General features: G+C 70.8%; 9 protein-coding genes and 2 pseudogenes. 2 read left to right on the top strand and 9 right to left on the bottom strand.

What is annotated here, in order from left to right; genetic code table 11:
* Window positions 1-71: 71 nt before the first annotated feature.
* Together ACZ7KF_RS40905 and ACZ7KF_RS40900 are read right to left on the bottom strand one after the other, a co-directional pair.
* Window positions 72-1,409, bottom strand: coding sequence for an amidohydrolase (locus tag ACZ7KF_RS40905; RefSeq protein ID WP_471087582.1), 1,338 nt, complete (start codon window positions 1,407-1,409; stop codon window positions 72-74).
* Window positions 1,406-2,782: an MFS transporter gene (locus tag ACZ7KF_RS40900; protein WP_471087579.1), complete on the bottom strand. Its 1,377-nt coding sequence runs from the start codon at window positions 2,780-2,782 to the stop codon at window positions 1,406-1,408. The genes ACZ7KF_RS40905 and ACZ7KF_RS40900 overlap by 4 nt, the downstream gene beginning before the upstream one ends.
* A gap of 115 nt (window positions 2,783-2,897) precedes the next feature.
* Here ACZ7KF_RS40900 and ACZ7KF_RS40895 point away from each other — a divergent pair, with 115 nt between their 5' ends.
* Entirely contained in the window at window positions 2,898-3,962 is a 1,065-nt protein-coding gene (locus ACZ7KF_RS40895) for an Lrp/AsnC family transcriptional regulator (RefSeq protein ID WP_471087576.1), read from the top strand.
* Window positions 3,963-4,122: 160 nt separating this feature from the next.
* Here ACZ7KF_RS40895 and ACZ7KF_RS40890 read toward each other — a convergent pair whose 3' ends face one another.
* The 3 genes and pseudogenes from ACZ7KF_RS40890 to ACZ7KF_RS40880 all read right to left on the bottom strand — a co-directional run bounded on the left by ACZ7KF_RS40890 (window position 4,123) and on the right by ACZ7KF_RS40880 (window position 7,574).
* Complete coding sequence (locus ACZ7KF_RS40890) at window positions 4,123-4,611, bottom strand: GNAT family N-acetyltransferase (RefSeq protein WP_471087573.1); 489 nt, start codon at window positions 4,609-4,611, stop codon at window positions 4,123-4,125.
* A 263-nt stretch (window positions 4,612-4,874) separates the two neighbouring features.
* A pseudogene (locus ACZ7KF_RS40885) lies at window positions 4,875-5,106 on the bottom strand (hydrolase); the annotation flags it as partial.
* A gap of 119 nt (window positions 5,107-5,225) precedes the next feature.
* A complete protein-coding gene (locus ACZ7KF_RS40880; protein ID WP_471087570.1) occupies window positions 5,226-7,574 on the bottom strand; it encodes a GH92 family glycosyl hydrolase in 2,349 nt (782 codons plus the stop codon).
* Window positions 7,575-7,738: 164 nt separating this feature from the next.
* On the opposite strand from ACZ7KF_RS40880, the pseudogene ACZ7KF_RS40875 reads away from it, so the two are divergent.
* Window positions 7,739-8,091: pseudogene (locus ACZ7KF_RS40875) on the top strand (metallophosphoesterase); the annotation flags it as partial.
* 17 nt (window positions 8,092-8,108) lie between these two features.
* Here the strand turns inward: ACZ7KF_RS40875 and ACZ7KF_RS40870 are convergent.
* The 4 genes from ACZ7KF_RS40870 to ACZ7KF_RS40855 all read right to left on the bottom strand — a co-directional run.
* Window positions 8,109-9,059, bottom strand: coding sequence for a class I SAM-dependent methyltransferase (locus ACZ7KF_RS40870; protein WP_471087567.1), 951 nt, complete (start codon window positions 9,057-9,059; stop codon window positions 8,109-8,111).
* Between the two features lie 45 nt (window positions 9,060-9,104).
* Complete coding sequence (gene mhpA / locus ACZ7KF_RS40865; RefSeq protein ID WP_471087564.1) at window positions 9,105-10,733, bottom strand: bifunctional 3-(3-hydroxy-phenyl)propionate/3-hydroxycinnamic acid hydroxylase MhpA; 1,629 nt, start codon at window positions 10,731-10,733, stop codon at window positions 9,105-9,107.
* A gap of 23 nt (window positions 10,734-10,756) precedes the next feature.
* Window positions 10,757-11,539 carry an arylamine N-acetyltransferase family protein gene (locus tag ACZ7KF_RS40860; RefSeq protein WP_471087562.1) on the bottom strand — a complete coding sequence of 261 codons (783 nt, stop codon included), beginning with the start codon at window positions 11,537-11,539 and terminating at the stop codon, window positions 10,757-10,759.
* A gap of 4 nt (window positions 11,540-11,543) precedes the next feature.
* A partial coding sequence (locus tag ACZ7KF_RS40855) for an SDR family NAD(P)-dependent oxidoreductase (protein WP_471087559.1) occupies window positions 11,544-13,793 on the bottom strand: 2,250 nt, incomplete at its 5' end.

Here is a 13,793-nt window from a genome sequence, read left to right as displayed (position 1 = left end):
GGTGTGCCTGCGCACCGTCGATACGGTACGCAGGCCGGACCACGGTGGGCGGCGGGGACGGTGGAGTTCGGTCACGCGGGCGATTCAGCGGGCGATTCGGCGAGCCATTCGGCGGCGACCGCCAGGAAGGCCGTGATGCCGGACTTCAGGGCCGACCGGGCCACCGGGGCGTAATGCGGTGAGTGGTTGGCGGCGACCGTCTTCGGGAGGCCGTCCGTCCGCACGGACTGCAGGTCGCGGCCGGCGAAGGCGAGGGGGTCTGCGCCACCGAAGTGCCAGAAGACCGACGGCGCACCGAGTGCGCGTCCGAAGACGCCGAAGTCCTCGCTGCCGGTCAACGGGGCGGGGAGCAGCACCACGGCCTCTGCTCCGAGCGCGCCGCGCAGGCCGGCGAGGGCGCGGTCGGTGGCGTCGGCGTCGTTGACGGTAAGGGGCAGGGCGCTGAGAGGGGTGATCTCCGGCCGTTCGGGGGCTCCGGAGGCCGCCGCCTCGGCCTCGGCGATCCGGACCACCGCCTCCAGCACCCGGTCGCGCACCCTCTCGTCCGTGACGCGGATGTTGATCTTCAGTTCGGCCTCGTCCGGGATGATGTTCTCGGCCGTACCGGCGTGGATGGAGCCCACCGTGAGCACCGCAGCCTGCGCGGCGGGTATCTCGCGGGAGACGACCGTCTGCAGCCGCAGTACCGTCGCCGCCGCCATCACGACGGGATCGACCGCGTTCTCCGGCGAGGAGCCGTGTCCACCTCGCCCGAAGAGGCGGATACGGTGGCTGCTGGAGGCCGACATGATCACCCCCGGCCGGGTCACCGCCATGCCCACGGGGAAGGGGCCGACGTGCTGGCCCAGGCAGACGTCCGGACGTGGGAACCGGTCGAGGAGCCCGTCCCCGGTCATGGCCTGGGCGCCCTCCCCGGTCTCCTCGGCCGGCTGGAAGACGGCGACGACCGTGCCGCGCCAGGCGTCCCGGTGCCGCGTCAGCTGCTCGACGACGCCGAGCAGGCAGGCGACATGCAGGTCGTGGCCGCAGGCGTGCATCACCGGGGTCGGCTCGCCGTCGCGGCCGACGGCGGTGTCGGTGGAGGCGTAGGGAAGTCCCGTCGCCTCCTTGACGGGGAGGCCGTCCATGTCGGCGCGGAGCAGCACCACCGGGCCCTCCCCGGACTCTCCGGAACGCAGGACGCCGACGACCCCTGTCGTGCCGACGCCTTCGGTGGTCTCCCAGCCGAGCGCGCGCAACTCGGCGGCGACGGTCGCGGCGGTACGGGTCTCCTGGAAGGCGAGTTCCGGGTGCCGGTGCAAGTCCTCGTAGATCTCCCGGAGCCGGGGCAACCGGTCGGGCAGCCCCTCGGTGAGACGGAGGGCCAGGCCGCCGCGGGGGCGCGTGGTCGTGGGGTGCGGGACGGTCATGCTGTCTGCTCCTCAGTGTCCGCGGACATCGGTCGTGCCAGGGGGAGGCGGTCGGGGTCGTAGCCGGAGCCGGCGGGTGCGAGGTGGCGCAGGAACGCCTCGGTCGACTGCGGTGTCGTCACCGCCATGACCGCCGCGAGCAGCGCGCCGAGGGCGAGGAAGGCGAAGGCGGCCTGGAAGGAGACCGCGTCGGCGAGGACGCCCATGGCCACGGGGGCGATCACCCCGGCCAGCTGCCCGCCGAAAATGATCATGCCTGAGCCGGCTCCGGCCAGTTCGGCCGGCAGACTGCGCAGCGGGACCGCGAAGATCGGCATGTAGCTGAGGCCCGCGCCCAGCGCGGCCAGGGTCAGCCAGGTCACGAAGGCGCCCAGGGAATGAGCCCCGGTGAGCAGCAGTACTCCGACGGCCGTCACGGCCATGCCGGGTACCACGACCAGGCGGTGCCGTCCGGACAGCCGGTCGGCGAGCCGGCCGCCCGCGATCGCCGCCACGGTGGAGGCAAGGGCCGGCACCAGTGCGATGGCGCCCGCTCGCGTGAGGGACAGGTCACGCTCTTCGTTGAGGTATGTGGGCACCCACGTGTTCAGGCCCCACACGATGAGGTCGTAGCCGAAGAACATCGCCGTGAACCGCCACATGACTCCCGAGCGGAGCACCATGCGGAAACCCGAGGCCCCGCGCACCGACGCCGTGTCGGCCGCTTCGGGGGCCCCAAGCGCTGCACGGGCGTCGGCCGCTTCGCAGGCGTCGGCCGCGGGCCGTTCGGACCGGGAGGGCAGCCAGAGCTGGAGGACTGCGTAGACGATCAGGCCGACGGCGGCGATGACGAAGAACGTGGTCCGCCAGCCGAAGGCCGCGATCAACGGGGCCGCGACCAGCGGGGTGACCGCCGTGGCGACGGCGTTGGAGCTCGTCACCAGGCCGTTGGCGGACATCCGCCGACCGGGCGATGTCCGCTCGGTGACCGCCTTCATCGCGGCCGCCGGGAAGGCGCCCTCGGCCAGCCCGAAGACGAATCGCACCAGCAGCAGCACCGCGAAGGAACCGGCCAGGCCGGTGACCGCGGTGAACAGCGACCAGGACAGCAGCGCCCAGGCGATCACCCGTTTGGCGCCGAAGCGGTCGGCCAGCAGGCCGCCCGGGATCTGGCACAGGGCGTAGGCCGCGAAGAACACCGAGACGATCAGCCCCTGCTGCGTCCGGTCCAGGTGGAACGTGTGCCCGATCGAGGGGAGGGCCAGATTGATCGTGAGTCGGTCGACGTAGTCGACCAGCCACGCGAGGAAGAGCACCGCCACGGTGATCCGGGCGGTCCGGTCGAGCTTCTGACCGGCCTGGGGGTTCGATCCGGCGTCGGTGGATGTGACCACGGCCGCTCCTCTCTACAGTGAAGGCCCCTCGACGGACGGCGTGCCGCCACGCGCCGGCGAGGGGGGAACCGCGGGTGCAGAAAGAATCGAACCGGCCCTGGGAAAGGAGCCCGAATTGCAGGTAAGCGGCAGCCGGCCGTCTGCTCTGCCGGAATCCGGCACGGCTTTCGCCGAACTGGATCTCGCGCTGATCGACGCCCTCCAGGCGGATCCGCGCGCATCATGGACCCGCGTCGGTGCCGCGCTGGGCGTCGACGCCACCACGGCCGCCCGTCACTGGGGCCGGCTCGTCGAGCGCGGTCTGGCCTGGATCACCGCCTACGCCGCCCCGAGCATGGCGGCGGTCAGCTACGTGGAGGTGCGCTGCAAAGCGGGCGCGGTGGACCGGTTGGTCGAGCAGCTGAGCGAACTGCCCTGGGTCTTCAGCATCGAGCACGTGGTGGGCGACTTCGACCTGTTCCTCTCCGTCTGCGCCGCCGATCTGCCCTCCCTGGGACGACAGGTGAACCAACTCGGCGTCCTCAAGGGCGTGCGTTCCAGCCGCACCTTGCTGTCCTTGCGCCACTACCGTGAAGGAAGCCGCTGGCAGGTCCGTGCCCTGGCCGCGCGGCACCGCTCGGCTCTGCTGGACGCGCAGCCCGCCCTGCCCCGGGCGGCGGACGAAAGGGGCCCGGGCCGTGGCTACGACCGCACCGACCTCGCTCTCGTGCTCGCCCTGAGCGCCGACGGCCGGGCCGGATTCCCGCAGCTCGCCGCGCACGCCGGGCTGAGCGAGTCCACCGCCCGCCGTCGCCTCAACCGCCTGATGCGCGACCACGGCCTCCTGCTGCGTTGCGACCTCGCCCAGCCGCTGGCCGGCTGGCCGATCGTCGTCACCTACCGAACCGTGGTTCCGCACCAGGACCTCGACCGCGTCGGCCTGGCCCTGGCCCAGCTACCGCAGACCCGGTTGTGCGCCTCGGTCACCGGCTCGTGCAACCTGCTGCTCTCCGTCTGGCTGCGCGGCACCCGCGACGTGGGCGCCTTCGACGCGCTGCTCGCCGAGCGCATGCCCGAACTCCGCATCCAGAGCCGCACCGTGACCCTGCGCACCGCCAAGCGGATGGGCCGGCTTCTCGACAGCCAGGGGCGCGCCATGGGCAACGTCCCCCCGAACCTGCCCCAGGCGTCCACGAGCTGACCGCCAGGCCCACGCGAAAGGCTCCGACCTGCACGTATGTGAAATCGCCGCAGCTCACCCGAATCGCCTACGCGGTTTTGAAGAGCGGTACGACAGTGGGAGCGGCACGACAGTGGGAGCGGTACGACAGTGCCGGTGCCCCGCCAACCGGCACACCGCGTCACTCCGAAGGAATGCGAAACTCGAATTCGGGACGGTCCCACGGCACTGCGGGCGGATTCGCAAACGCGGTCCCGGTCCGCACCGCGCCAACGCGGTGGTAGAAGTCCTCGGCGGGAAGATGCGACACGACCTTGACACGGTCGAGCCCCGCAGCACGGGCCTCGGACTGCATGTGCGCCACGAGCAGGCGTCCGATACCCCGTCCTTGCGCTTCGTCGGCGACGAACAGCAGGTCGAGCTCCGGTGGAGCGAGGACGAGCGAGTAGAACCCGAGGACCCGGCCTCCGCTGTCGTCGGCGCCGACGGCCACAAAGGCGCGGTGGGCCTCGATGTAATCAGGACCGACCCGGTAGCCCGCGACTGCGGCTGCGTACTTGCCCTCGTAGGCACCCGAGCCACGCACGAGCCGCGTGAGCCGCTTGGCATCCCGCGCGACGGCCCTCCGTATCGTGATCGGCTGGCTGACCGGGGAAGTGCGTGAACTCATCGGGAGAGTATTTCGCACCGGGGAGCGCCTTCGTACGGCGGGTCGGCTGCTGGGGCAGGCGTTCCTGCACCGCTTCGACGGGCCTCGCCTGTCACCCGCCATCACGCAGCTATCACGAACTGGGCGGTCCCTCTCGGACCAGTAAGGCCCTGACCTGCGACTTCATGTCCGCAATGGACTGGTGTGGACGCCCCTGGAGGGTCCGTGCAGCCTGTGCCATGGGGTACCGGCACGCGCTGGAGGCGCATCTCCGGATGGCGCCGGTCCAGCCGCTGCTCCGGTCCGCCGTCGTGGCTCAGGGCCGCGTAGCCGTTGCCGGTGTCGCGGACGGATGGCAGGGCGATGCGGGTCCGGTGAGATGAACGTGGCGGTGTTCCCGGCGCGGTCGCTCCAGTGGTCGCCGCCCCGGAAGCGCTGGACGGCGCGGCCGGTGCCGTACTTCCGGGTACTGGTGCAGGTGACGGCCCCGGCGCCGCGGGAACGGCGGCCCTCGTCGCCGGTCCGCTGGTTTGGCGCGCGAGCGGAAACCGGAGCGCCGACCTACTTCTTTGAATCGATGCGACCGCGCTGCTGTGGCACCGCCCTGACGCGACGCCAAGGCGGTGCGGGGATGTTCAGCTCAGCGCGGGCGGGCCGGCCTGGGCGTCCGTCCCCCACGCGGAGGGTGTGCCGCCGACCGTGAACGCCAGGGACCGCATACCGCGGAGGTCCTCCGTGGTCACGTACGTGCGGCCGTACGGCTTTTTGTCGATGCGGGCCGCCTGGATGTAGCGGCGGCTGTCGGACGTGTGGGGTGCCGTCACCGTGAGGGACCCGTGCGGGTAGTAGCGGCGGTCCAGTGTGAGGTCGACGCGTTCGAAGACCGGCGTGGACAGGCCCCAGGTGTCGTGGCCGGGCTGCACCGGGAAGATACCGATGGAGGACAGGACGTTCCAGGCGGACATGGTGCCGAGGTCGTCGTTGCCGGTCATCCCGGTCGGGGCGTCCGTGAACAGGGTCAGCGCGGCATGTACCACGTCGGTGGTCTTCCACGGCTCGCCGGTCGAGAGGTAGGTGTACGGGGCGATGAGGTCGGGCTCGTTCTGCGGGTTGTACTTGTCCGCGTTGTAGTAGTCGTACGGGCCGTTCACCCATACCTCCCGGGCCGTCTTCGCCGGGTCCCGCACGAGCTGGTCGTAGGCGAAGAAGGAGTCCAGCCGGTCGTTGGCCGCTCGCTTGCCGCCGATCAGGCCGATCACGCCCGGCAGGTCCTGCGGCACGAGCCACTGGTACTGCCAGGAGGTGCCCTCGTGGAACCCCTCGCTCCGGGCCGGGTCCTGCGGCCCGGTGAAGGCACCGGAGGCATCGCGTGCACGGAAGAAGCCGGTCGTGACGTCGAAGATCTTGCGGTAGTTCTGGGCGCGGGCGGCGTATCGTGCGGCATCCGCGTCATGGCCGAGGTCCCGGGCCATCTGCGCGAGCATCGCGTCCGCCAGCGCGTACTCCAGCGTCGCGGACGCGCCGTGGTCGTAGTCGGAGTCGCCGGGTTTCGTGTGCGGGCGGCCCTTGGCATAGGGCGCGAATCCGTTCGCCAGGTACTCCTTGTTCGCCTCGCGGCCCACCGCGGGCGAGTCGGTGGGCGGCACCTGGTCGGCGTTCTTGGCCAGGGCGCGGTACGCCCGCTCCTCGTAGCCCTTGAGCAGGCCCTGCTGGTAGGCGTTGGTGAGGAACGGGGTGACCGGGTCGCCCGTCATGATGTTCGTCTCGACCGTGCCGTAGCCCCACTTGGGGAGCCAGCCGCTCTCCTCGTCGATCCGGATGACCGAGATCGCCATGTCCCGGGCCTCACGCGGCGCGAGCAGCGACAGGAGCTGGGACTGGGTGCGGTAGGTGTCCCACAGGGACCAGTTCTGGTAGTACTCGAAGCCCCGCGCGCGGTGGATCTTCTGGTCCCAGCCGGTGTAGCGGCCGTCGGCGTCGCTGCCGAGGTTGGGCGCGAGGAAGGACCGGTACAGGGACGAGTAGAACGTGCGACGCAGGGTCGTACTCCCGCCCCGTACGCGGACGTCGTCGAGCCGGTGTTCCCAGGTTTGCCGGGCGGCAGCGCGCACCTGGTCGAAGGAACGGCCGCCTTCCGCACGGAGGTTGAGCGCGGCGCCGCGGGTGTCGACGTACGACAGCGCGGTCGTGGCCTCCACGGTCCGGTCCCCGCTCGTGTCGAAGCGCACGTACGCGCCGTCCCGTCCGGTGCGTGCCCCGTCGGTGACCGCGCCGCCGTTCCAGGTGCCGAACGCGGTGAACGGGCGGTCGAACCGGGTGATCGTGTGGACGGTGTACGGCCGAGTGTCCTGGCAGAAGCCTGCGCCGGTGATCGTGGTGCGCACGGTGTGGTCGTCGAGCACCTCGACCGTGCTGGAGACCGTCCGGTGCAGTGACTGTCCCGCGTTGAGCAGGACGTTGGCCTTGTCCGTGGCGGGGAAGGTGTAGCGCTGCACACCGGTGCGCGCGGTCGCGGTCAGCTCGGCCTCGATGCCGCCCGTCAGCCCGACCTTGTAGTAGCCGGGGTCCGCCTCTTCCGTGTCGTGGCTGAACCCGGCCTGGTACTTGGCGTAGTCGGTCTCGGTGACGTCACCGGTGGTCGGCAGGACGGGCAGGTCACCGCCCAGGCCGCAGCCGACGCCGGAGAGATGGACGAGGGAGAAGCCGCGGATGTGCTGGTGCGCGTAGTCGTAGCCGGTGTTGTGCCCGGTGTCCGGTGACAGCTGCACCATGCCGAAGGGCAGGGCCGCACCCGGGTAGGTGTTGCCCTCGTTCTGCGTGCCGATGAACGGGTTGACGAGGTCGGTGAGCCGACCGTCCCGCACCGGGGTCGCCTGGGCCGCGGGCGCGGACAGCGCAGCGCCGAGCAGCGCTGCTGCCGCCACCGCCGTGCCCGCTCCGCGGAGGCGTCGGGCCCAACGGGCGATCGGGAGGGTCCATTTCATGGGCGGAAGCGCCTTCCGAGTGAGACAACGTTGTCAAGTCAAGCGCATCGCCCATCCTTGAGCTTCGAACATGCACGCGTCAAGATTCGGGTTTGTCCTCTGTCGACGGACTTGGGCGAGCAGACCACGCGGAGTCCGCGACTCACAAGATCTCTCCGCGAGCCATCGACGACGGCCACTCCGGCCCGCTGGATCGCGCTCGTTGGTCGGCACGGGTGTGCGAGACGGTGAACCCCCTGGAAGCAGGGCTGGTACACCACACCGGCGACATCGCGGACGGCACGGCCGAACGCCGCCGCGCCCAGGCCGCCCCGCTCGGAACCGTGCGGGCCGAACGCGGAGGCGACACCCTCGTGGTGGCCGTCGTGGACGACGTCACCGCCGAGCTCTCCGGCCACACCCACGACGGCCAGATCCGGCCCTTCCACCACCTGGTCCGCATCGGCCGGCCCCCGCCGTCGCCGGCCTCGGCCGGCACGGCACCGGCACCCTCCCTTACACCGACCGACTACCAGGGGGCTCCACTGACGGAGATCAGACCTTCTTCGCCACGTAGAGCCGGTAGCTGTCCACCGGCGGCATGAACTGCGACGGCAGCACGCCCATCCTCTTCAGCAGCTTGGTGGAGCCGCTGTCGGTGTAGCCGGCGAAGGAACCGCCCACGGCCTCCGGGCCGACCCGCTTGGCCATGTGACGCTGGATGGCACCGGCCCGCTGCTCCCGCAGCGCCTTGTGGAAGGACCCCTCGGGGGCCAGCCGCCTGTGGATCGCGGCCTGCACCTGGGCGGAGATGTCACGGTCGACCACCCACTCCAGACCGAGGTTCTTCCCCTTGAGCTGCTCCAGGAAGGCGTGGCGCTGTGTGGTGTAGAGGTCGACGTGTGTGAAGTAGCCACCCGGCTTGAGCACCCGCGCCACCTCCTGCAAGAACTTCTCCAGGCTCGGGTAGTTGTGCGCGCTCTCGATGTTCACCAGGACGTCGACCTCGGCGTCCTCGAACGGCAGGTTCTCCGCGTCACCCTGGACGTAGCGCAGGCCCCGGCGGGACAGCGAGGCGTTGGCCCGCCTGATGGCCTGGTCCGACAGGTCGAGGCCGATCATGTTCTTCGCGTCGATGACGCGGGAGAGGAAGTTCAGGCCCTCGCCCAGTCCGCAGCCGACCTCGAGAACGAACTTGTCCGCGTAGTCGTCCAGGTCGAGCGGGACCTCCCTGAGGGCGGCGAAGTACAGCTCCTCGGAGAAGCCGTCCGTGTCGTAGTCCAGGAAGCCGGGTATGCGGTCGTTGATCTCCTTGGCCACCTGGTCGTCGTGGTAGCCCCAGTTCCACAGGATGCCCCTCTTCGACATCCGGGCCTGCAGGTCGTAACTGGTGGAGATGTTCTTCTTGTGCGTGCCCTCCTTGGCGCTCTGGCCGTCCTGATCGTCGGTCAGGTTGATCTCGTTGACGCTCGTGAACAGGCCGTACATGTCCTCGCGTGTTCCCATGTTCCGTGTTCCCTTCTCAAGGTGTCTTCTGTCGGCGGGGAAAACTCAGTCGGCGGCTGGGACCGGTGCTCCCAGTTGGCGGGCGAGTTCGTCCACCAGCGAGGCCAGTGCCTCCGGTCCGTGTGCCGCACCGAAGACGGTGAAGTCGGGGCGCACCAGCACGGCTGTCGCACCGTTCTCGGCCAGGTACGGGAGATAGCGGTCCTCGATGTCGGCCACGGCACCGGGGCCCGGCACCCGGGATTCCTCGTCCGCGGGCAGCACCTGCGCGTAGCGCGTGCCGAGACCGTCGAGGAAGGCACGTCGCGCGTCGTCGAGCAGGGCCGCCGGGCTGTCGGCCGCGAGCAGGACGAAGCCGAGGCCGATGACGCCGTCCAGCAGCCCGTCACCGTCGGGTCCGGCCACGCGCGCCTGCGGGAACAGGGTGCCGGCGGGCAGCAGCGGGGTACCGTCGTCGGCGCGGTGGAGGAGTCCTTCGGTCAGGGGGATCGCGGTCGACATCGGCAGGGCGCCGCTGTCTTCCCGGTTCCGCGCGGCCAGCATGACGGCATCCCGGTCGGCTGCCGCGACGGGGTCCGTCACGCAGATCACCTTGCCGAGCTTCACGGACGTGGTGATGGCGTTCTGGACGTGTGCCCGGCGTTCGACGGTGTAGGTGTCGAGCACGGAGTCGTCCGCGAGGCCGCGCAGCAGCAGGTCCAGTTTCCATGACAGGTTGGCCACGTCACGGAAGCCCGAGCACATGCCCTGCCCGGCGAAGGGCGGCATGAGATGGGCGGCGTCCCCCGCGATCAGCAGCCGGCCTTTGCGCCACTCCCCCGCCCAGCGGGCCTGGAAGGTGTAGACGGCGTGCCGTTCGAGCGTCGCGTTGTCCGGGCGGACGGAGAACATCTCCAGCATGCGCCACAGGGTCTCGTCGCGCCGCAGTTCCTCGATGTTCTCACCCGGCAGCCGCATGAACTCGAAGCGGCGGTGACCGGGGCCCGCCGACACGGCGGTCCGCGGCCGCTCCGGATCGCAGATCTGAAGGTTGTTGGGACGGAAGTCGCGCGGCTCCCGCAGCACGACGTCACAGATCAGCCAGTCGTAGAAGAACCCGAGATCCGTGAGGGGACTGTCCATCGACTCCCGGACGAAGCTGTTGGCCCCGTCGCATCCGACGACGTATCGCGCGGTGAACGTGTGTTCCTGTTCGTCGGTGTCCTCGGAGATCACCTCGACCAGGTCGCCGCGGTCGTCGAGTTCGACGACCTCCTGCCCGCGGACGACTCGCAGGTTCGGGAAGTCGGCGCCGCGGTCGATCAGCGTGGCCTCCAGCCCCGGCTGGTACACGGCCGTCGCCTGCGGCCAGCCGCAATGGCCGTTCTCGGCGCTCTCCATGTGCAGGAGGGTCTCGCCGGCGGCGTTGCGCCAGGCGTAGTCCCGCGAGTTCTCCCCGAACTTGCCGAGGAAGGGCCCGATGCCGGCGGCGGCCAGGATACGGGCGGCCTCGTCATCGAAGCCGACCGCCCTCGGCATGGGGTACGGCTGGGACCAGCGCTCGACGACCGTGACCCGCCAGCCTCGCCGAGCCAGCAGGATCGCCAGCACCTGTCCCACCGGGCCGTAGCCGACGACGGCGACATCCGTGTCGGTGGCGACACCGGCCTCGGTCCCGGCGGTCTGCGTTTCCATTGTCATCTCCGTCCGGCCCCGCCTCAGCCGTTGCCCGTGCCGGCGAGGATGTCCTTCACCACGTTCTCGAACTCGGCCTTGTCGATCAGGGTGCGCCTCGTCTCGTGGCCGTTCTCCACCGTCAGCAGCCGCCTGCCGGTGAGGACCAGTTGCCCGTTGTCGGTGGCGCGGCCCCGCAGCACGGTGTTGGCGAACAGCGAGCTCTTCACGATCTGCTCGGCGGCGGTGTCCCGCGGGTCGTCCCAGTCGGAGACGGCCCGGGCCGTCAGCTCGAACCGGTACACCGACCGCCAGTCGCCGGCGGCGGCCCTGCGTTCCAGTACGTGACGCGTGCCGTCCGCGGTGAGCCGATAGGCACAGCCGAACTGGTGCTGCACCTCGTCGGTCATCCGTAGCGGCTCAAGATACGACGGTCCGGCGAATCCCACGTCGACGAGCCAGGTCTCCCCGTCGAGCCGCACGCTGGTGAAGGTGTGCTCGAGGTCCGGCCCGAACTGCCCGTTGGGCCAGCGCTGGGACGCGGCCAGGATCGAGACGTCGTAGCCGAGTTCGGTCAGCAGCCTGCGGAACAGGCCGCTCAGGTCGTGGCACACGCCGCCCGCGCCGTCGACGACGATCGCCTGGAACGTGTCGTCGATGTCGATGTCGACGACGTTGCGGAAGCCGGTGAAGCTGTTGATGAAGCGGCTGCTGTCGTAGGCCAGCGACATCAGGTGGTTCTTGTGCAGTAAGCGCAGCGTCTCGGCGCTGGGCTCGGGCACCTCCGTGAAACCCAGACGGCGCAGGTAGGTCTCGACCTCGAACATCCGGTTACTCTCCCTTCTCCGTGTGGTCCCACTTGGCCAGCAGCTCGCGCAGCCGCGAGACGGCCCGCGCACGCGACGCGTCGTCGTGCAGCGCCGGGGTCAGCGCCGATTCCAGCTTGCCGATCTCCTCGGCGACCGCCTCCGGTGTGACGGTGAGTGCGGGCTCCAGGCCGTCCAGCATCAGCTCGGCGATCATGCCTGCGGTGGGGAAGTCGAAGATCAGGCCCTGCGGCAGATCGAGTCCCGACTCCCGGTTCAGCCGGTTGCGCAGTTCGAGACCGGTCAGTGAGTCGAAGCCGGCGTCGAGGAAGGCGACCCCGTCCTCGACGGCCGCCGAGCCGGTGGCATGGCCGAGTACCTGCCCGGCCTCCGCCAGCACCAGGTCGGTCAGCGCCGTCAGCCGCTCCTGCGGGGAAAGACCCAGCAGACGTGCCCGCAGCGCCTCGCCGTCGTCCCCGGTCTCCGTGTTCTTGCCGGTCCCGGTGGCGACGGCCCGGAGAGCGGCGACCTCGGGCAGGTCGCGCAGCAGCGGACGGTCCCGGGCGGCCGTGAAGGTCGGTGCGAACCGGGACCAGTCGATGCCCGCAACCACGAGGTGTCCCTCGTCGCGCGCCATCGCCAGGCCCAGGGCCTCGACGGCGAGTTCGGGACGCATCAGCTCGACGCCGACCTCGGCGAACTCCTCGGCCACGGAGGCGTCGACCATGCCGCCGCCGCCCCAGGCCCCCCACGCCACGGCGGTCGCCGGCCTCCCGTCGGCACGCCTGCGACGCGCCAGCCCCTCGACGAAGGCGTTGGCAGCGGCGTAGCCGCCCTGGCCCGTACCGCCCCAGGTCGCGGCTCCGGAGGAGAACAACACGAAGGCGTCCAGCGGGTGGTCGGCGAACAGGGCGTCCAGGTGTACGGCACCGGCGACCTTCGCCCGGCCTACTTCGGCGAACTCCTCCACGGTGCTGTCCGGCAGTTGCCTGGGCTCCTGTGCGGCGCCGGCCGTGTGGAAGACAGCGGAGACGGGGACGTCGGACGGTACCGCCGCGATCACCTCCGCGAGCGCCGCCCGGTCGGTCACGTCACAGGCCGCGATGGTGACGCGGGCGCCGAGCGCGGTCAGTTCCGCCTCCAGTGCGTGCGCCCCCTCGGCGGAGCGGCCGCGGCGGCTGAGCAGCAGCAGGTGCTCGGCGCCCCGGCCCGCGGCCCAGCGCGCCACGTGGGCGCCGATACCGCCGGTGCCACCGGTGACGAGGACCGTTCCCCGCGGTGTCCATGGCTCCCCGGACGCCGTGCCGTCGACAGTGGCGGACTCGGCGCGGGTCATACGGCGCGCGTACGCACCCGTGGGCCGGATCGCCACCTGGTCCTCGCCGGGCTCGCCGCAGAGCACTGCGACCAGCCGGCCCAGCGCCGTCTCGTCCGGCCCGGCGGCCATATCGACGAGCCCACCCCAGGTCCTGGGGTGGTCGAGGGCGAGTACGGTGCCGAGCCCCCACATCATGGGCTGGGTCCCGCTCCTCACCTCCCCGTCCTCCCGGACCGCGACGGCCCCTGAGGTCAGGCACCACAGCGGGGCGGTGACATCCAGATCCTTGAGCGACTGCACGAGGGTGATGGTGGCCGCCGTACCCCGGGACAGCGTGGGATGGTCGGCGTCCGGCCGCTCGTCGAATGCCAGCAGGGACACCACTCCGGTCGGTGCGCCCGGCTCCGCGTCCAGACACGCCCGGACGAGATCCGCCAGCCCGCTCCGGTCCTGCCCGTCCACCTCCACCCGTACGACACGGCCGCCGTGCGCGGTCAGCGCACCACTCGCGGCCTCCGCCATCGCCTCGGCGTGCCCGGCGGGCACCAGCATCAGCCATGTGCCGTCGGCGTCGGCCGCACCCGGTGCCAGGGCGTCCGTGACGGACTGCCAGTCGATCCGGTACCGCCAGCCGTCCAGCACAGCCTGGTCCCGGCGGCGGCGGCGCCACGAGGAGAGGGCGGGCAGCACACCGTCCAGGGCTGTGGCGTCCAGCCGCAGGGACCGCGCCAGCGAGTCCGCGTCGCCGCTGTCCACGATCTCCCAGAACGCCGCGTCGACCGGATCGACCACGGTCTCAGTCTCGGGAACGGCCGGTTCGTCGCCTTCGATCCAGTAGCGCTGGTTCTGGAAGGCATACGTCGGCAGGGCCACGCGGTGTGCGCCGGTACCGGCAAACACCTTCTCCCAGTCGACATCGACACCCCGCGCGTGGAGCCGGCCCAGGGTGGTCATCAG

Source organism: Streptomyces sp. NPDC038200 (assembly GCF_055600785.1).
Note: the sequence above shows the minus strand (reverse complement) of the source record. Positions and strands in the feature narration are given on the sequence as shown.